General features: G+C 44.5%; 12 protein-coding genes and 6 pseudogenes. 10 read left to right on the top strand and 8 right to left on the bottom strand.

Annotated features, from left to right (window positions below; genetic code table 11):
• Positions 1-50 precede the first annotated feature (50 nt).
• The 4 genes and pseudogenes from fucK (at position 51) to AC0L66_RS05695 (ending at position 3821) form a co-directional block, all read left to right on the top strand.
• Positions 51-1500: pseudogene (gene fucK, locus AC0L66_RS05680) on the top strand (L-fuculokinase).
• An 11-nt stretch (positions 1501-1511) separates the two neighbouring features.
• On the top strand, positions 1512-1946 hold the full coding sequence (fucU, locus tag AC0L66_RS05685; protein ID WP_473568672.1) for an L-fucose mutarotase: 435 nt from the start codon (positions 1512-1514) through the stop codon (positions 1944-1946).
• 12 nt (positions 1947-1958) lie between these two features.
• The gene (locus AC0L66_RS05690) at positions 1959-2612 is read left to right on the top strand and encodes an L-fuculose-phosphate aldolase (protein WP_473568674.1); all 654 of its coding nucleotides are present in this window, start codon (positions 1959-1961) and stop codon (positions 2610-2612) included.
• 57 nt (positions 2613-2669) lie between these two features.
• Positions 2670-3821 (top strand): annotated as a pseudogene (locus AC0L66_RS05695) (iron-containing alcohol dehydrogenase).
• A 94-nt stretch (positions 3822-3915) separates the two neighbouring features.
• On the opposite strand, the pseudogene AC0L66_RS05700 reads toward AC0L66_RS05695, so the two are convergent.
• The 5 genes and pseudogenes from AC0L66_RS05700 to AC0L66_RS05720 all read right to left on the bottom strand — a co-directional run bounded on the left by AC0L66_RS05700 (position 3916) and on the right by AC0L66_RS05720 (position 9928).
• A pseudogene (locus AC0L66_RS05700) lies at positions 3916-5523 on the bottom strand (BCCT family transporter).
• Positions 5524-6237: 714 nt separating this feature from the next.
• A complete protein-coding gene (locus AC0L66_RS05705; RefSeq protein ID WP_265673283.1) occupies positions 6238-6723 on the bottom strand; it encodes a VOC family protein in 486 nt (161 codons plus the stop codon).
• 236 nt (positions 6724-6959) lie between these two features.
• Positions 6960-7160, bottom strand: coding sequence for an EAL domain-containing protein (locus AC0L66_RS05710; RefSeq protein ID WP_473568676.1), 201 nt, complete (start codon positions 7158-7160; stop codon positions 6960-6962).
• A gap of 19 nt (positions 7161-7179) precedes the next feature.
• Entirely contained in the window at positions 7180-8208 is a 1029-nt protein-coding gene (locus AC0L66_RS05715) for a putative bifunctional diguanylate cyclase/phosphodiesterase (RefSeq protein WP_473568677.1), read from the bottom strand.
• 7 nt (positions 8209-8215) lie between these two features.
• Positions 8216-9928, bottom strand: a complete 1713-nt coding sequence (locus AC0L66_RS05720) for a CHASE domain-containing protein (RefSeq protein WP_473568679.1) — start codon at positions 9926-9928, stop codon at positions 8216-8218.
• 353 nt (positions 9929-10281) lie between these two features.
• Here AC0L66_RS05720 and AC0L66_RS05725 point away from each other — a divergent pair, with 353 nt between their 5' ends.
• From AC0L66_RS05725 to AC0L66_RS05740, 4 genes are all read left to right on the top strand, one after another.
• A complete protein-coding gene (locus AC0L66_RS05725; protein ID WP_473568681.1) occupies positions 10282-11964 on the top strand; it encodes an LruC domain-containing protein in 1683 nt (560 codons plus the stop codon).
• Positions 11965-11974: 10 nt separating this feature from the next.
• Entirely contained in the window at positions 11975-12436 is a 462-nt protein-coding gene (locus AC0L66_RS05730; protein ID WP_265673286.1) for a hypothetical protein, read from the top strand.
• Between the two features lie 583 nt (positions 12437-13019).
• Positions 13020-13739: a porin gene (locus AC0L66_RS05735; RefSeq protein WP_473568684.1), complete on the top strand. Its 720-nt coding sequence runs from the start codon at positions 13020-13022 to the stop codon at positions 13737-13739.
• A 38-nt stretch (positions 13740-13777) separates the two neighbouring features.
• Positions 13778-14104 carry a hypothetical protein gene (locus tag AC0L66_RS05740; protein WP_473568686.1) on the top strand — a complete coding sequence of 109 codons (327 nt, stop codon included), beginning with the start codon at positions 13778-13780 and terminating at the stop codon, positions 14102-14104.
• A 111-nt stretch (positions 14105-14215) separates the two neighbouring features.
• On the opposite strand, the gene AC0L66_RS05745 is transcribed toward AC0L66_RS05740, so the two are convergent.
• Positions 14216-15001 (bottom strand): IclR family transcriptional regulator, encoded by a 786-nt coding sequence (locus AC0L66_RS05745; RefSeq protein WP_473568688.1) that lies wholly within the window; start codon positions 14999-15001, stop codon positions 14216-14218.
• A 159-nt stretch (positions 15002-15160) separates the two neighbouring features.
• Here AC0L66_RS05745 and pta point away from each other — a divergent pair, with 159 nt between their 5' ends.
• Together pta and AC0L66_RS05755 are read left to right on the top strand one after the other, a co-directional pair.
• Positions 15161-16198 (top strand): phosphate acetyltransferase, encoded by a 1038-nt coding sequence (pta, locus tag AC0L66_RS05750; protein ID WP_473568690.1) that lies wholly within the window; start codon positions 15161-15163, stop codon positions 16196-16198.
• Positions 16199-16256: 58 nt separating this feature from the next.
• Positions 16257-17031: pseudogene (locus AC0L66_RS05755) on the top strand (TSUP family transporter).
• Positions 17032-17131: 100 nt separating this feature from the next.
• Here the strand turns inward: AC0L66_RS05755 and AC0L66_RS05760 are convergent.
• Positions 17132-18866, bottom strand: a pseudogene (locus AC0L66_RS05760) (cobaltochelatase CobT-related protein).
• Positions 18859-19849 (bottom strand): annotated as a pseudogene (locus tag AC0L66_RS05765) (AAA family ATPase). Before AC0L66_RS05765 ends, AC0L66_RS05760 begins: the two co-directional pseudogenes overlap by 8 nt.
• Positions 19850-19866: the final 17 nt, after the last annotated feature.

Below are 19866 nucleotides of genomic sequence, written 5' to 3' on the forward strand. Positions count from 1 at the left end.
TAGGTAACTAATTTGCCTGTCCCGTTTTGGGGCAGGCCTTAAGGGGAGTTATGTCGATTGCTATTATTCTTGATTGCGGTGCCACCAACGTTCGCTCAATTGCAATCAATCAAAAAGGTGACATCGTTGCGTCACATTATATCGCTAACGAGACGCTGCAAAATGGCACAAAGCATGTTTGGGATTTCCAACAAATATGGAAAAAATTGGTTGAATGTTCAAAGCAAGTGACGGCTCAAATCAATTCAACGGATATTGTCGCCGTTTCTGTCACTACATTTGGGGTGGATGGTGCGCCCTTCGATAAAAATGGAAAACAGATCTATCCCATTATTTCATGGAAATGCGCTCGCACCGCGCCAGTGATGAGCCAGATCGCGCAAGATATTGACCGCGATGAATTGTATTTGGCTAATGGTATTGGGGACTACTCATTTAATACTTTATTCAAACTTAAGTGGTTGAAAGATAATGAGCCAAGCGTCTATCGCAATATGGACAAATGGGTGTTTATTTCCTCAATGTTGACTCAAAAGCTAACGGGTGAGTTCACTACGGACCGCACGATGGCTGGGACGTCGATGATGACCGACCTCGATAGCGGTGACTGGAATGAAGGAGTATTACAGTATTTAGAACTGACGAAATCGCACTTTCCGCCAATGGTTGAAGCGGGCGACATTGTAGGTCGCTTACAAGACGACGTTGCCTTTTTATTAGGCATTCCGAATAAAGTGCTTGATGATTTCCGCAGGTCATGATACTCAGTTTGCGTTATTTGGCTCAGGCGCCAAAGAGAATCAGTCTTTCTTAAGTTCTGGTACGTGGGAGATTTTGATGGCCCGTTCGCCACGCCCTCAGTTAAAACCAGACTACCTCAAAGACGGCATGACAACAGAGTTGGACGCGAAAAACGGCCTGTTTAACCCCGCCATCCAATGGCTCTCTAGTGCAGTAATGGAGTGGGTCGCCAACACCTACTTTGCTGATATTGCCGAGAGCGGCAATAAGTACGCCGTGATGGTCGCTGAAGGGGAAGCTGCGCCTATTGGTGCGAATGGCGTGAGATTCGACCCCTCTTTTTTACTGGATGCAAAGGGTCAAGGCAGTGGCGCGATTACCGGTTTATCCATTAATACCACGAGAGGCGAAATATATCGCGCGGCACTGGAAGGGCTCGCCGTCAAACTCTCTCGCAGCTTGGATGCGCTTTCCACGACTTGCGGCTTAAACACCGAGTGTTTAATGGTGGTGGGTGGTGGGTCTAAGAATACGCTGTGGAACCAAATAAGAGCGGACGTTGTTGGGATCCCTATCCATGTCGTTGAACAACCAGAAGCAACGGTAACAGGGGCGGCGATGTACGCCTTTGCTGGAGCAGAGGTCTTCATTGATGCCAATCACGCTCAAGATAATATGAAGCCATCTTATCAAGTGGTCGCCCCATCAAAGAACCGTGAGCAATACGCGCAGTTATTGGAGGAAATGCACCATGCTTAAAGGAACACACAATGCTTAAAGGAATACATCCGGCAATAAGCCCCGACTTGCTTGCCGTATTAAGTCGAATGGGGCATGGCGATGAAATCTTATTTGCTGATGCTCATTTTCCCGCAGAGACGTTTGGGTCACATGTTGTATTAAGAGCGGATGGGGTGAATATCGATACGCTCTTAGCGGGCACTTTGCCGCTGTTTGAGCTCGATGCTTATTGCGAATGCCCTCTCATTATGATGCAGGCGGTAGAAGGGGACCAGCTTGACCCGACCGTTGAATCTAAATATATGGCAGCCATTACCAAGACCACGATACGCAAGCCCGCTTTAGAACAAATGGATCGTTTTGATTTTTACGAGCGTGCCGAAAAGTGCTTTGCAATTGTACTCACGGGCGAAACCGCTAAATACGGAAACATCATTTTAAAGAAAGGCGTCACGCCAGTTTAAGGAAGTAATACGATGACAATAACAAGAAATGAAATAGCACAAGACATTATCGATACCTGTTTAGAGATGACGAAACTGGGGCTGAACCAAGGTACAGCGGGTAATGTTTCAGCTCGTTTTGAAGATGGCTTGTTGATTACGCCAACAGGGATCGAATATGAAAAGCTGACTCCGGATCATATTGTTTTTGTGAGTAATCAAGGTGAGTTTGAGGAAGGCAAAATTCCGTCTAGTGAATGGGCATTCCACCTAACATGTTATAACGCAAGAGAGGATTGCCATGCCGTTGTTCACAACCACGCCATTAACGCGACAGCCGTTTCTATACTCAATCGTCCAATCCAAGCGATCCACTATATGGTTGCAGCATCGGGCACAACGGAAATACCTTGTGTGCCTTATGCTACCTTTGGCTCTCCTGAGCTGGCTGACTATGTAGATGGCGGTATTCGCCAAAGTAAATCAATTCTTCTTCAGCATCACGGTATGATCACGGTCGGCGAAAACCTGAAAAAAGCATTGTGGCTGGCCCATGAAACGGAGGTCTTGGCGGAGCTTTATCTAAAATGCGCGGCGATTCAAGCAAACGTACTGGTTCTTCCAGACCAAGAAATGAACCATGTGTTAGATAAATTCAAAACGTACGGCTTACGAGTTGAGAAGTAGTTAACAAGTCATTGAGAATAGCCCGATACGTCGGGCTCTTACCGTAAAGGAATGAGTATGGTGTTTGCATTAAATTTACCCAAATTATCATTATCTGGTGTGGGTGCAGTGGCAGAATCTGTGGCGGTATTAGCTGGCCAGTCCGTGAAGAAAGTCATGATAGTGACCGATAAAAACCTGATTGAGCTAGGCCTATTGGACTCGCTTTATCAGGCGCTAGATGATAAAGGCTTCGACTATGTCACGTTTGATCATGTCACTCCCAATCCAACCGTTAGTCTGGTTAACGAGGGAGCTGAGTTTTACAAAAAAATGCCTGCGATTGCTTGATTGCCGTGGGCGGTGGCAGCCCGATTGACTGCGCAAAAGCGATTCGCATTGTCACATCAAATGACGGGAACATTACCGTTTATAATGGTGTCGGCTTAGTTAAGAACAAAGGCGCGTTCTTTATTGCTATTAATACTACGGCAGGGACCGCGGCTGAAATGACCTCTAACTCGGTGATCACCGATGAAGTGAATCACGTCAAAATGGTGATAGTGGATACAAAACAAATTCCAGACGTTGCCGTTAATGATCCTTCATTGATGGTTGGTTTGCCTAGGCATCTGTAACCGCCGCGACAGGTATGGATGCGCTTACGCATGCCATCGAGTCTATTGTCACCCCTGGCGCACACCGTTTGACACTTCCTACGGCACTTGAGGCGGTGAAGTTGATTACCAAGTGGTTGCCTGTTGCGGTAAAAGAAGGCGCGAACATCGAAGCGCGCTCGGCCCTTGCGGACGCACAGTTTTTAGCGGGGATGTCATTTAACTCGGCGGGGTTAGGCGCCGTTCACGCCTTGTCCCATCAGCCTTCGGCAACGCATAACTTAGCGCATGGTGTATGTAATGCGATCTTACTGCTTAGTGGTGAGCGAATTTAATGCTCAAACGGTACCAAGTGCCTTTAGACCGAGTAGCTGAAGCAATGGGAGGGGATACCTCTCAGCTAAATGACCATGAGGCGGCGACACTCGCCGTTGATCTTATTCGAAAATTGTCGAGCGAAGTTGGTATTCCTACTGGGCTTGCTTGTCTGGGTATTGAACATGCAGATATTGATGGTTGGGTGCAAAAAGCGATGGATGATGTGTGTATGGGAGGTAACCCGAGAACGTTGACCTATGAAGAGGTATTTGAGCTTTATAAGTTAGCCTTGTAGCGACGCGGGTATATCTTCAATGCAGAATACCGTTATTTGCAAGAGATAAAAGGCTTATCGATGGAAAACGTCGATAAGCCTTTGAGGCTAAATTTTATGCAGATGTATTTTCCGTCACCTTAGGTCGTTCCACTTCAGTCAATAACGCTTTCACTAGGCTCACGGAACCGAGTAATAGAATAAACGTAAAGGGGAGTGCGGCAATAATGGTAATGGACTGCAGAGCCTGAATCGAGTCTGTTCCACCAATCCACAGCATCACCATCGCAATCACAGCAGAGATAAACGCCCAAACAACTTTTTGCTTGATTGGCAGCTCCAGTTTGCCGCCTGCGGTCATACTATCGACAACGATAGAACCAGAGTCTAGGGTGGTCACAAAGAACACGATGATCAGGGCAACCGCAATGATAGAAAGTATATTGCCAATAGGGTAAGCGTCTCAGCATGTAAAACAAGCTGAGCGAGACATCACTGATGCCTTGTTCCACACCAAGCAAACCCACTTTATCGATGATCTGTTGGATAGCGATACCGCCAAAGAAAGACATCCATGCCGTGGTGACCAGGGTTGGTACTACCATCACACAAACCAAAAACTCACGGATGGTACGCCCTTTGGATATGCGAGCAACGAACATGCCAAAGAAAGGTGCGTAAGCCACCCACCAAGCCCAATAAAATACCGTCCAACCATGTAACCAAGTGGTATCTTCACGACCAGCGCTTTGACTCAGTGGGATGATGTTTTTCACATAGCCCACCACTGCTGTCGTCAAAGAGTTAAATACGGTAGTGAAATTGAGTACGGCAAGAAAGCCAAGAAAAACAAAGGCGATAATCATGTTGAGGTTGCTCAACACCTTCACGCCACCGTCCATACCACGTATCACAGAGATAATCGCCAGCCCCATGATAACCAGGATGACGAGAAGCTGAAGGAAAAGGCTGTTTTCAAATCCAAAGACGTGGCTTATTCCACTGGCGGCCTGTGAGCCACCTAAGCCTAAAGATGTCGCCAATCCGAATAAAATGACCAGTACGGCCATCACATCAATGACATCACCAACCTTACCCCAAACCCTTTCACCTAGCAGGGGATAGAAAACGGAGCGCATGGAAAGTGGTAACCCTTTGTTATAAACAAAATAGGCTAAAGAGAGTGCGGTCATGCCATAAATGGCCCAAGCGTGGAAACCCCAGTGGAATACCGCAGCCCCAAGCGCCAATTCGCGACCTTCAGAGGTATAGGCCTCAACATTCAATGGCGTGCCAAACCAATTAGTGAAAAACGCTGTCGGTTCGGCTACTCCCCAAAAGATCAGCCCAATGCCCATACTGCAGCGGCAAAGAGCATGGAGATCCACGATAGAGTGGAATAGTCGGTGGTTGCTTCGTCGCCACCTAGGCGAATTCTACCTAACGGTGAAAACGCAATACCAATGGCAAAGAGCAGCAGTATGTTTGCGCCCCACATGAAGACGAAGTCAAACTTAGAAAGTGCGGCAGTCTTCACCGAATCTATGGCAGCTTTTGCGTCTGCAGGTGAAAGTATGAGCAGTGCGACGATAAAGAGGATAGATAATCCCGCCGATGCGGTAAACACTGTGTTGTGGACATCCATACCCCATTTGGTGATGTTGTCTTGACCAACTTGATAATCTGTCGAATCGATACTGTATTTTTTTGATTTAAAACTCATAAGATGAGGTTTGTATATTCGAATGCACGAATACAACGACCAACTCCATGTTTAGTTCATTCTTGATTAGAGTGTTAATGCCATATTAATAATGGAGTAACTCATGATTTTATTCGCTAATTGACTGCGTCACGCCTAATCCCAAGCGGCATAATCTAACACAAAATAGGTACAAAAGAGACCGAGGTGAACCGGGTTTTGTTTCGTGCTCTAAGTACTCTTTGGTGAGCCGGAACATTAGTAAGGTCATATGTAGACTGGGTTCAGCGTCAAAGGATATGGATGATTTTTACTATGTGACCATGTAGGAATGTTGGTTTATAAGTGTTAATTGTATTATCTATAACCGGGTGATTTTCTATTTAACGTTTTGTTATTGAATGCTTTTCTGTGATTTTTTGTAGTGAGGGGGAAATTGGAGCCTGTTTTGTAAGTAACTATGTCTAAGCTAGAGTTTTACATGGTCAGCGAGTAATAACGGTTCATTAGCTTGGTGGGTTGAAATGCAGAATTAAGTTAGGGCTCAATTATTTTGACTTCAAAGGAAGAGCTGCTCAGCGGCCAGGTTGACCAAAGTATAAATGGTCTAAGGTGAGTAATATATGGGGTTGAAGAGTGTGGTTAGCGATGAATCTTGAGTGAACACTTTTTAGACCTCAAATAAAAAAGGATTGGTAATGAGCCAATCCTTTTTAACACTTATGGAGGCGAAACTTACTCGTAATCAGACGCGTAGGTTTCTTCATAAGTGTGTGAGTACAGCTCAAATAAATTACCAAATGGGTCTTCTAGGTATACCATTTTCGCTGGCTTGTTATCGTCTTCGGGGTGGTAGCGCATAATATCCATGCGGACTTTACCGCCGTATTGTTCAGTGCGCTCTATCACGCCAGCGAAGTCGTCAGTTTGGAGACAAAAGTGGAAAATACCTAGGCGAGAAAAATCGACCTCATGACGTTCTTGACGCTCTTTCATTTCAAACATCTCGACACCGATACCATCGGAAGTAACAAGATGTGCGATGTTAAAGCCTTTGAAACCCTCGCCAAATACAGCGATACACATACGTCCAATCGCAGACTCACGCTCTTCAATAACTTTAGTGTTGTTCATGACAATTTTAAGGTCTAGCGCTTTGGTGTAAAATTCAACGGCTTTGTCCATATCGCCAACCATGATACCAACGTGATTCATCTTCATAATCTGCTCCAACTTTTAGGCATTCGTTTCGTGTTTCGTTTCGTGTTTCGTTTCGATGAGGAGAGTATATGGGGAAACTATGATTTCTAAAAATTATCATAAGTTATCAAGAAAATAATTTTTTGTTATCATTTGATCGAAAAATTTGAATGTGCTGTCTCTATAAGTAATCAGACTCAGATATTGCGAAGACTTAGATATTACGAAGACTCAGATATTACGAAGACTTAGATGGCTTAAGCGCTACGATCGTTATCGAGCAAACAAAACGCAATATATCGATTGCTAGGAAGCGGCCTACTAAATAAAAAACCTTGCCCCCAAAGACAGCCGTACTTTACTAAAATGCGCATTTGTTCGTCAGTTTGTATCCCTTCCGCAATGACCTTGAGACCTAGCTCATTTGCCATTTGTAGTGTTGAAGTGACGATAGTCATATTGTCTGCGTTGAGTTGATCAATAAAGATGCGGTCGATTTTTAGGCTGTCTACCGAGTAACTGTTTCAAATAGCTTAACGACGAGTAGCCAGTACCGTAATCATCAATGGCAATTTTCACACCAATTTTTTTCAACTCTGTGATTCGCGTGATGGCATGGTGTATATTCTTCATCAGCACGCTTTCAGTCACTTCAAGTTCGAGTAATGCAGCGGCGATACCATATTGTTGTATTGGCCTGGTGACATCTTGAATAAGCCTTCCTGACATGAGTTGCACAACCGACACATTGACGGAGACCTTCTGGTGATAGATGCCCTGGTCTTGCCACTCTTTTATCGTCTTACACGCTTCTTCAATCACCCAAGCGCCAATAGGGATAATTTCCCCCGACAATTCCGCAATAGGCATAAATGAGTCCGGTGGAATGACGCCATATACAGGGTGATTCCAACGTAGTAAACACTCACAGCCAATGTGTTGACCGGATGCCAGTTCAATCATAGGTTGGAAGTACAGTTCTAATTGGTTGTTTTCCAATGCTTGAGGCAGCTCCGATTCTATAAATAGCTTCGCTCTGGCTTGTTTTCTCAAAATATTGGCATAACAAAAAAATCCCGATGATGTTTCTTTCGCCTTATACATTGCTGTGTCAGCGGCGCGAATTAGATCGTGAACATTGTCACCATCTTTAGGGTAGGTAGCAATGCCAATACTGGTGGAAATAATAAGCGACTCGTTGTTAATTATAATCGGTGTTCGTAGTCCATGAATCAGCTTTTTCGAGATAGTAATCGCTTGGTCGACACTGGTTAAGTTTTCTAAGAGGATAGTAAACTCATCACCACCGAAACGAGCCAAAGTATCACTGCTTCTTAGGTTTCCAGCAAAGTTATGGGCGACCTGGGTAAGTAATTGATCCCCAAAGTCATGACCAAAGCTATCGTTGACGTGTTTAAAGCGGTTTAAGTCTAGAAATAGTATGGCGACGATCTTGTCTGCACGCTCAGCTAAGGTTAATGCATGGGTGGTTTGGTTAATAAACATACGCCGATTAGGTAAACCGTATGAGTGAGTCGTTGAACGCAAATGTTTTGAGTTGGTCTCTTGATGCTTCCAATTCTTTTGTGCGTTGCTTGACCTGATTAGATAAGACTCGGTGGTTACTGAATAATGTAATGATGAGTAGAACGCTTAAAGCGCCAAACGCAGATTTATAGACAAGAAACGTGACAGAATCATGAGTCTGAAGTAGGGTGAGCACATTGGGAGACACAGAGAGAATCACTTTCCAGTTTCGTGTCGCCACATGCTGAATAAATGAAAACTCTATGGCGCTGCTGGTTGTCGTATTACCTGAAGGCGAGGAGTGGTAAATTACGTCATCGTTGGCATCCATATCGAGTATTTTAACGCTCATGAAATGGGTTGAGGTATTATCTAAGCTCGCGGTAACAATATCACCCACAACAAAAACGCCAACGGCGAACCCTGACAAATTAAAAGCGCGAGTGAGCCGCTCGTTGCTGAGTGAAGGTCCTTGATTGATGGGAGAAAAGATTAAAAAACCAGACTCCTTTTTGTTGAGCTGCACCAGTTGAATAATGTCGGTCGCGATGGGGGCATTTTGGTTCTGAGCTTTAATCATTGCTTCTCGCCGCGCAGCATTGGAGAAAACATTAAACCCAAATGCTTTTTCATTGGATACAAAGGGTTCGATCCATTTAACCACCACGAAAGGGTCTTCGGGATATAGTGGCTTACCTCTGATCTCAAAGGTACCAGTAACCTGTTTATTTACTTCAGCTTTTAACCCCTCGACCTGATGCTGCTCGATGATAGGGTTCCAAGAAAACGCCTTAATTCCTCTCATTTGATGAATGAGTGGTAAGGCAAGACGTTGAAATTCGTCACGGGTGATGTCGCTATTACCAGAGAGTTGGCGCGCAAGTAAAGCAAGAGAATGTAGATAGTTTTCTACTTGGTGATTGAGATCTTTTTCAATGAGCTCTGAATGGATTTTTAGCTCATTGATACTGTCGTTTTGTATCGATTTATCGGTGTATTTTTGAATAATGACAAGGGCAATTAAGACCAGAAGTAGAGGGTAGATCAGTGCTTTATAGTGAGCTAATGTTTGAGTAAAACGACATCGAGAATGCAAGAATACTAAAACAATGGGTGTCACGATGATAACACCTAAAAAATCACCTAACCACCAAATCGCCATGGTTGTCCAATAGGTGCTTTGAGCGTTTTCTAATAAAGGGATGTCAATCAATATACTCCCAATTGAGCTAGCGATCAGGCAGCATAGTAATGCAAGAACAATAAATTGTGAGACTTTGCGTAGGTTGGGCGCATCAATAATATTGATGGAAAAGTGAGCGAGTAAACGATAGTTAACCCAAGCTTGAATAGCTGACCCCACTGCTATCCCAATTGATAATGGTAGGGTCATGAGTTCGTGATCAAGACCCTCTGCGAGTTGAATGCCAAGGTTAAAAATAACAGAGCCGACAATAATTACAGGTATAAAGCGAGCCTGCCAGAGTAAGCAACCCGCCAGCGCAATACCGGCTGGTGGCCATAGTGACACTATCTGGCTTTGCGGGCTAAGCAAAGAAAAGAGATACGCCGATAAAACGTAAAAACCAAACAAACTCACATAGGCGTAGCCCATTCTAGGGGCATGATGTTCAAGCGGTGTCGATGAGTCTAATTTCGCCTTTTTGTTGTTATAAATATAGTTGTCATCAACGTTCATTAATAGCACCGAATAATTGTCGTAAAAGCAAAGTTAACGTAGTGAGCAAAAATATAGCGGTTAGATAAATATCCCCTGTCCCTATAGAGAATAGACGAGTTTTTTAAGGGTATCTTGTTCAGTTTAGTAGGTTGGTTATTTGTTTTGTACCGAGAATTATGCATTTTTGTGTGGAAGCGACGTGGTATTTTTGTTTTTCTTGCTCTGCTATTTCTTCGTCAATAGTATTCTCAAAATGAGAGGCTCCCTTCTGTTGTTATTTAAGTTTTTGTTTTTTTAGATGAAAAAGTTCGGCATTAAATTTGCTACATCTACTCTAGCCCCACACAAACTGATGACTAGAGGGATTTTATATGAGAACACGGAACGTCACTATTTTGGCTACCTGCTGTATACCATGGCTGGCCAGCGCGCTTACCACGAGCGACTTCACTTTTGAATCTGGGGCACAGAGTGCTAATTACTCCATAAAAGGAAAGCCAAACAATCTTTATTCAGTCGCCGATTCGCTCCCGCAAGATGTTCTCAGCAATGTCTATTCGATGTTGCCAGAGGGTCAGGTTGTAAATAGTGATTTTATTGCACCAGAAAAATATTCGAGTATTGATATTGATGATGAACTTAATGGCGCTGAGTTCGCCACAGCTCGTATTACTTTCTTAAATGAAGGCGCAGGTTATCGAAACTCACTGGGTTACTTTGTATACGATACTAATAATCCTCCAACGACAAAGGATGAGGTAACCGCTCATGTCATTGTTTTTCCAAATGCCTCAAAACCGGGTGAGGGTGAAATGGAAGAGGGGGATACCATTGACCTGAGCGTACAACTTACCGCCAATCAGACTCTTGCTTTCTTTGTTATCCCTAATGGTTGGGGGTGGAGTGGTAGCTACAATACCATCAGTAGCTTGGGCGGTTGGGGAACACCGTTTTACAGCTACCCTGCTTTAAATCCAGAAACGACGAATGAGCATCGTCGGCATAATGTCGCCTTTATCGATGTTCAAAATGAGTTTCTTGTTTTGGGCTTTGAAGACATTAAGCGTCCCAGTGGCGATAATGATTTTAATGATTTGATTTTTACCGTTGAAGTGACACCTTTTGAAGCTATCGATGGGGTGAATTCTGACGGGTCAACGGACTCAAAATATGAACCCTTAGTCCTAGAAAATGATAATGATGTGGTGATTACTTCGGTTTACCCTGGCTCAGATACCTATGCGACAATGGCGTTCGAAGATCGCTGGCCATTGATGGGAGACTATGATTTTAATGACGTTGTGTGGCGCTATCGAGTGACAGAGCAGCTCAACGGACAAAGAGAGGTGACCAACTTAACCGTAGACTATACGTTGCAAGCAATGGGGGCTGGTTTTTCTAATGGCTTCGCTCTGCATCTGCCGAATGTAGATCCAAGTAATGTTGCGTCGGCAACCTTGATGAGAAATGGTGTTGAAGTGACGCGCACTGTTCTATCTCAATCGGGTAGCGAGACGGTACTTGTGGTTTCGGAAGATTTACGAGCCGATCTTAATACGCTTAATGCCCTTACTCCGGAGTGCCATTACTATAGAACGCAAAGTGCCTGTATTGCTTTACAAGCCGAGGATATACTGGAGTATCAATTGATTGTTGAGTTGATGGATCCCGTATCACGCACCCTCATTGGGTACCCACCTTATGATGCCTTTATTTTTGCGGCAAAAGATATGTATCACGGTGACTTTGCCGCAACTGCTCCTGGAATGAGTTGGCAGACACACTTTAAACAGTTCTCTGGAACCAGTGATATGAACAGTAGTTTCTTTAATCTACATGATGACCGTTCAGGTGGTACACAGTCTTTTTTAACCATCAATAATATGCCATGGGCGATAAACATTCGTGATGAATGGCAGCACCCAATAGAACGAACGGATATTAGCCAAGCTTACCTCACATTTCCTACGTGGGTGACAAGCAGTGGTGAAACCGATGGTGAATGGTATAAATCTGCCGTTGCAAATACGGTTGTCTCGGTGAGCGAGCAGTAAGGAGTTTACAATGAATAATATAATGAAAAGCCCCATTTTAACATTAGCTCCCATGCTGCTAATTCCAATACTAATAACCGCTTGTGGGGGAGGAGGAGGTGGTGATTCCGCCCCACCTGCGCCTGTGGTGAAGCCGATAGAGAATACGGCAAACATTGTTGCTAGCCGTGATTTTTCATTTGATGTCAGCGAAAAGATCACCTTGTCATTAGATTACATTGGAACGTCTGAGGGGGCGTTGCACCTATATACTAAGGCGGCCCATGTATTTACGAATGGTGATGTGGCAGCGGATCCAACATCCAGAATTACCACCATCTATCCGACCTTGACCAATGAGGTAGAGTTAGAGGTGAACAGTAACTGGCGAGCGCTTTATGCTGAATGGGTGCCTATGAATAGCGCTGAATCTGAAGTGAATGTTGTCATCCATCTTGATCAGCCAAGTAATGCTTACCATATTACCTTCTAGTAAAAAAAGTAAGACTTAGTGTTTAACAAGCTAAACGTACGACCTATGTGCGTTTGGCTTTTTCCGCTTATAAATGGAAATGTGCATTTTATAGAGTGTGGTGTCGTGGCTGGTGGTCATCTAAAGTGCTCGTAGTTTTATTAAATCATTGCTTTTAAAAAGTGCACAGGAGTAATTATTGTGATGATTATCTTGAATTGGATTAAAGTTATTTTTTAATGGATAGAATCAAGATGGCGATCACTATGCGTTATTGATAATTGTATATAAACTGTCCCTACTTACTCACATGAAGATGCCAAGAATGTTGCACTTATTATCTGGAATCGGGCTTTGTGCTTTGCGTAATCATCTCCAACCTTCCTTTTGGTATAACCAAGACTACCGATTTACTCACGACCATCCTATTCACTAACACCCGTTAGTGATTGCTGCGTAAAGCAATCTTACAGATTTAGACGCTATCTAATCGATTCGAATTTTATTTGAATCGGTAGGTAGCCACGTATCTGAAATATATTTCTCCTAGTCGTTCAATAAATATTGGACTCGTTATCCTGTACTCTAAATTCGGAAAATAATAATGAAATTAAATATTCTCGCGACAACTATTGCTGCTATTTGTTTAAGTTCGCAAGCCAGTGCTTACACGGTTTACGAAGATGATATGAATAAATTTGATATTGGCGGCGCTTTTGTCGTTGATATTTTTAAACCAACCTCTGATATGGATGCCATTTTTTATACTAGCCGTTCTACGTTCAATTTAGGTTTTGAAAGAGATCTAGGTAACGATTGGTCCACCGATGTGAAATTGGAATGGGATAACTTCCTAAATGCCCCTTCTTCCTACGGTGTGAACGGCGATAACTTCCGTAACCGTCTCGGTTATATCTCGTTGAATAACGAGTCATTAGGTAGCATCCGTATTGGTAAACAGTGGTCGGCATACCATGATGTCGCCAAGTATATGGATAATTTGATCATCATCGATCCCGACGCAACACCCATCTACAGCGATGGTCGTGACGGTGGCTTCTTAGCAACAGGGCGTGGCGATAATCTCGTAGCATATCGCAACACTCTAGGTGGATTGAACCTTTCTGCGCATTATGGATTTGGTAGTACCAGTGAAACATCGGATATCGACCGTGACTATAATGCTGCGGTTGCAGCAAGTTACGACTTTGAATCTGGTGTGAGTGTTGGTGCAACGTATCTACAAAATAAAGTGTACGTGGACAATAATGCGCCAGTCATGAACCTAAAAGACGGCGACACTCAAGATGCTATTTCAGCTTAGGTGCGCAGTACGCTCAAGGCCCACTAAAAGTTGCGGCAATGTACACTAAAGGCACCAAGGTACATAAAGCTGGTTTGCTTGGACATTCTGACCTAGAGTACGCCGATGCGAACGGTATTGATGTCTATGCCCACTACATGTTTGATATCGGCCTTCGCCCTTATGCGTATTACTCTAATCTAGATTTTGATGATTCTGACGTTGGTGTTACAGGGGATAGACAGGTTTACGCGCTAGGTTTGACTTATCATTACAGCCCGAAAATGATGGTGACAGCGGAGTTTAAGCGCAACGTAGTTGATGACTTAGCACTAGGCAGTGTGAGTGACAACGGCGGCGGCTTTAACGCCATTTACGCATTCTAGCCTCATTTCTTATAGAGCGAACGGTTATCCGTTTGCTCTATGTTTATTTAAGCGACATCTACACCTGTGCAGTTACCATGCTCTTCCGAAGCATAATGTCGCTGGTATTTATTATTTCCCCCAACTTTCGCTCTCGATCTTAGAGAGCGCTTTTGCTGCTTTTAATAGAGCGGGTAAAAATTTTATGGCCTCATCAGGCTTGACTCGAATAACCGGAGCTTGAATCGCTAAACCCATATTGGATTGTCCAGACGGTGAGGGGACGAGAACCGCAATGCAGATTAAACCGGGAAGAAACTCTTCGTTATCGATCGCGTAGCCTTGGATTTTGGCATCATCGATGTCTTTTTCTAATTCACCGTGATCGGTGATCGTTTTAATGGTGTATTGGGTTAGTGGTACGTTCTCAATCAGCCTTCTGCGCTGAGATTTAGACATATGCGCTAAAAATAACTTACCACTCGCAGAGCAGTGAACGGGTACGCGGGAACCTGGATGTAAGTGGAATCGTAATGGAGCTTCCGTTTCCGCACGGTCAATATAGATGATTTCACCGCCAGATAATGCAGTCAGATTACAGCTTTCGCCCACTTCTGCTTTTAAGTTCTCGAGTATGGCACGACGTGCACTGTGCATCGTACTGTTGAGCAATAGGTTTTCCGCCAATTTTCTTAACCGAACACCGGAACTGTAATGTTTCTCGTCACCATCTTTTTGAATGATTCCAGCAGATTCCAGCTGTTGTAACATACGATGAAGGGTTGGTTTCGGTAATCCCGTTTCTTCAACAAGACCTTGCAGTGAAATGAATTCGTCTTTTTGTGCAATGACTTCTAAAAGAGAAAAGAGTCTCAGAGTAGGGGTGTCACCTTGGAGTTGAGCGGGTTCTTTTGGCATATATGTTCATCCTTGCAATAGAGCTATGACTCAGATTGTACCTCTGAAATTCTGTTATATCTATATCCATTTTCAGAATAGAGTTTGATCTTTAATGGCACTACATTTATAGTAAATCTAAATTATGGAACAATTTATTCCACTATATAGGATTTAGTCATGAAGGCGATTGAACGGATTATCAATAAAGCACAGAAAGATCGTAAAAGAGTGGTCCTTGCAGAGGCAACCGATCCAAGAGTACTGCAGGCGGCCCGCCAGGTAGTGGATAATCAAATTGCGCATGTCATGTTAATCGGTAATGAACGGCAGGTTGAACAGGCTGCTGAGCAGTGTCATGTAAGTTTAGAAGGTATCCACATTGTCTCTCCCCAGAGCTCGCCGTTAAGGGAGGTTTTGGCTGAGCGTCTGTACTTATTGCGAAAACTGAAGGGGATGTCTTACTCTCAAGCACTAGAAAAAGTGGACGACCCACTGACCTTTGCCAATTTAATGGTAAGAGAAGGGCTCGCAGATGGCACGGTGAATGGCGCGGTGTATACCACGTCAGATGTGGTGAGAGCGGCGATACAAATTATCGGTACTGAGGCCAAATCACCATTAGTATCGAGCTTCTTTTTAATGATGCTTTGCGAGGCATTTCATAATTTAAAAGGCGGCCTTATTTTTAGTGACTGTGGCTTGGTGATAAATCCAGACGCAGAGCAGTTGGCAGCGATCGCCATTGCGGCCTCAGACAGTGCAAGAGGACTCTTGATGGAAGAGCCTAAAGTGGCGATGTTGTCCTTCTCCACTAACGGCAGTGCCCAGCACGAATCGGTTGATAAAGTTCGTGAGGCAGCCCGCCTTGTTAAACGTCAACATCCCCAGTTGGCTATCGACGAAGACGTGCAACTCGATGCGGCAATTGTTACTGAAATTGCGGAGCGAAAAGTGCCAGATTCCACCGTGAAAGGTCGCTCGAACGTTTTGATATTTCCTAATTTGGAAGCGGGCAACATTGGCTATAAATTGGCCGAACGATTGGGCGGCGCGGTGGCGATTGGCCCATTGTTGCAAGGGCTCAACAAACCAGCCAATGACTTATCTCGTGGATGCAGTGTGACGGACATCATGCACGTGATTGCGGTGACCGCAGTGCAGGCTCAGGCGTCTGCTGGTGCTGAACTATTTGAACCAGAACTTAGCGTTTCTTGATTTCGTAATCATTACAAATTTAACGACAACCTACTGGTGTATGAAATAAAGGGTCGCGATGGACGTTGTGTTATTGGCTGCAATTTTAGCCACGATTGTGTTGGGTACCTATTTTCAAACGGTGACAGGATTCGGTCTTGGCATCATTGTTATTGGCATTTGTGTGACCTTCAATTTAACGTCGCTCCCTGTCATTGCAGCGGTTGTGAGTATTGTCACCTTTTTTAATTGCTTCGTTGCGCTCGCTTAACAAGCCCTTTACTGGTGAAGGGAAGATCATGACCGCTTTAGTCATAGGGGTCATTCCTGGGGTCGTGGTTGGCGTTTTTTTGTTGGGCGAATTGAGTGAGTCGTCGACGAACGTATTGCGTGGCTTACTGGGGGCGATGATTATGCTAGCAGGCCTTAATTTTATGTTTAAGCCCAGCACCCTCGCTCACCGATCCTTGCCAGCTTCGTTTTTATTGTCTGGCTTTGGTTCTGGGTTTGCTGGTGGCTTATTTGGCATGGCTGGCCCACCTATTGTTTTTCATCTGTACCCTAAGCAACCGTTTACGATTGAAGTGGTACGTAGCATCTTACTCATGGTATTTGCGTGTACTTCCGCTTCTCGGACGGTATATGTCTACGCCAGTGGAGCATTAGAGTCGCAGATTCTCATTTTATCAGTGTTAGCGATACCCTTAGTGGCATTAGTGACCGGATTGGCTCGACGTTATCCTCCGAGTGTTAGTAGCCAAACCTTAAGGTCGATAGTGTTTAGCGTATTGATGCTTATTGGCGCGCAGCTCCTCTTGTCTGCGTTATGGGACGCGAGAGCCTTGTTGGTCTAAGGCTTAGCGGTTTAATAAGGCATAGCGGTCTAAGCAAGGCATAGCGGTCTAATAAAGTATCGCGGTTTCAACAAGGTTTAGCGTGTTTAGCTAGTGATGGTCACCTTAAGGCCGAAAATATGTGCCTGCAAACGGAGAAGATGCAACTCTCTCGGACGTCAATGGTGAGATTTTTTCGGTAGTAAGTGCTCAAGTCAATCCCCATTCCTACGCCGTAGATTTCTATCTCTGCGGACTGCTGCTCGATTTCAATGACGTGTTTTAAGTGATTGTCTAAGTAAAATTGATCGTTAGCGGTGCTGGTTGCGGTATCCATCGGACAACCATCAGAAAAAACGAAGAGGATTTTTCTTTTCTCTGGTCTTGATTTGAGTCGTTGGCTGGCAAATTGAATCGCTTCACCATCAATTCCCTCTTTGTAGATATCCGCTTTGCGCAGTGCGGCAATGGCGAGGCGCGCTTTCCTCCAAGGTGTATTGAAGTCCTTAAACAGAATATGTCGAACTTCATTGAGTCGGCCAGGGTGTGCGGGTTGCCCCTGTTTTAGCCATTGTTTGTAGCCCTGACCGCCATTCCATTTGCCCGTCGTAAATCCCAGTATTTCATGGGGAATACTGTACCAGTCCCAATGACTTGAGTAGTGTGTCGAATAGTAAACTTAGTTGGTGCGCGTACTGCTGCATTGAGCCTGAGCAATCCATTAGGATTGAAATAGCGCAATCATTGGTTGTACTGAACTCTGCTTGATAAAAGACCTGCGTGTTTTGTGGTGACGTAACAATACTAGGCAGAGTTTTACCATCAATAATCCCTTCTTCTAGTCTATCGCGAACCCCTTTTATTTCAGAGACTTTGACAATATTACTTATGAAAGCGGCCAGTCGGCGAGCATTAATGTGTAATCGGGAGGCGTCGTCAGTGATTTGTTGGCGCAGCTCTTGTAACAGTGCCTGCCTGACCATGGATTCCGCCGGAATCACCTTATCAAATTCAGCAGTATAGATTTGATATTGGCTATGGTCTTCTTGAAATACACGACTGACTCCAGTGATGTCGGTCGCGACAGGGTTATCTTCGATGTCGCCATCCACAAAAAGCGCCAGTTTTGACAGTAATTTAGTGTCTTCTTCAATGGCGTCGCCACCATCTTCCTCCTGATTAGACATTTCTGCGTTTACCAATTCGGAGGTGAGTTGGCAAAGTACTAACGAATGCTGTGCAAAGTTAGGTTGATCGGTTTTGGATTCACGCAGTGCTTTTAGGGCGTGACCGATCGCTGGAGCGATCCCGGCGCGGGTAGCCTCAATGCTATCGGCAATGGCCTCAGGAACCGCTAAACCATGCAGGCGAGAATAGAGCACCTGCATGAGAGTAAATAATAAGATGCCAAGTTTAGATTCCGTAAAGCCATTTTGATGGTAGAGCTGACTCCAATGATGAAAATTGAGTCGCGTACTGTTGATAACGCCCTGAAGGTGATTAGGGACGATTGACTCCACGCGAACTTGTTCGCAGAAATCGAACAGTAGCCTTTCAATTTCAGAGTCTGGACGCAAAGAGCGGTGCAATTCTCTGTCTGAAAACAGAATCCGTATGGCGGCGGAGTCAATTTTACCTCGGGTAGAAGCATGATCAGCAGCGTGATTATGCCGAGAATGGAAGGTTAAATCATTGACGTGTGCAGCAAGAAAGTAGCAAGGTTGATTTCCTTGATATAAGCGATGACCACGGTAGTTTAGGTTCGCATCATGGCTAATGGCACGAGCGACAGCAACGCTGCTATCGAGAAGACGCTTCTGTAAAGGCGTGATCGGTTGTGAGGTTGTGTTAGACACGATGATATTTCCCTTCTGCGGTCGACGGGTTTGTTGGGATGAGCTCTTCACCAAAGCACCGATAGAAATATTCTGCCAACAAATGCTTCTCTTCTTCTTCGCAACGGTTCACAAAAGAGAGTCTGAAGGCCGTCGCAACGCTGTTAAAAATAGCGATATTTTCCGCCCAAGTAATAACTGTTCGTGGTGACATCACGGTTGAAAGATCGCTTAGCAACAAAGCCCTTTCTCGTCAGTCCTGCGGTGGCGATCATTTTATCGACCGTCAGTCTACCAAGTTCATTCTGTAATACAGGGACGCGCGACAACACGATATCTGCTTCATGGCTTGGGTCTAGATAGTTCAAGGTGGCGATAATATTCCATCGGTCTAACTGACTATGATTCAGTACTTGAGTACCTGAATACAAGCCAGAAAAATTGCCGAGTCCGACCGTGTTGCAGGTAGCAAATAAGCGAAAGTACGGGTGTGGCGTGATCACGCGATTTTGTTCCAGTGATGTGTATTTCCCGTCTTGCTCCAAAATTTGTTGAATCACAAACATGACATCAGGGCGACCTGCATCGTATTCGTCGAGCACGAGTGCGATGGGTTGCTGAATGCTTTTGGGTAATATGCCTTCTCTAAATTCGGTAACTTGTAGGCCGTCTTTTAGCACGATGCTGTCTTTACCAATGAGATCGAGCCGACTTAAGTGCCCATCTAAGTTCACTCTAAGGCATGGCCAATTCAGTCGCGCTGCGACTTGCTCGATATGCGATGACTTGCCTGTACCGTGCATCCCTTGAATCAACGTTCTTCTATTTGACGTGAAGCCAGCCAAAATGGCGAGTGTGACCTCAGGGTCAAAGCAATAGCTGGGATCAATGTCAGGGACATAATCACCTCGCTCGGTAAAAGCAGTCACCGTTAAATCGCTTTCAATACCAAAGACATCACGAACCGATAGGTCTACTTGTGGGGTTATTTGCTTTTCACTCATCTGAATCATCCTTCCTT

The organism is Vibrio sp. GJ43-1 (assembly GCF_055808835.1).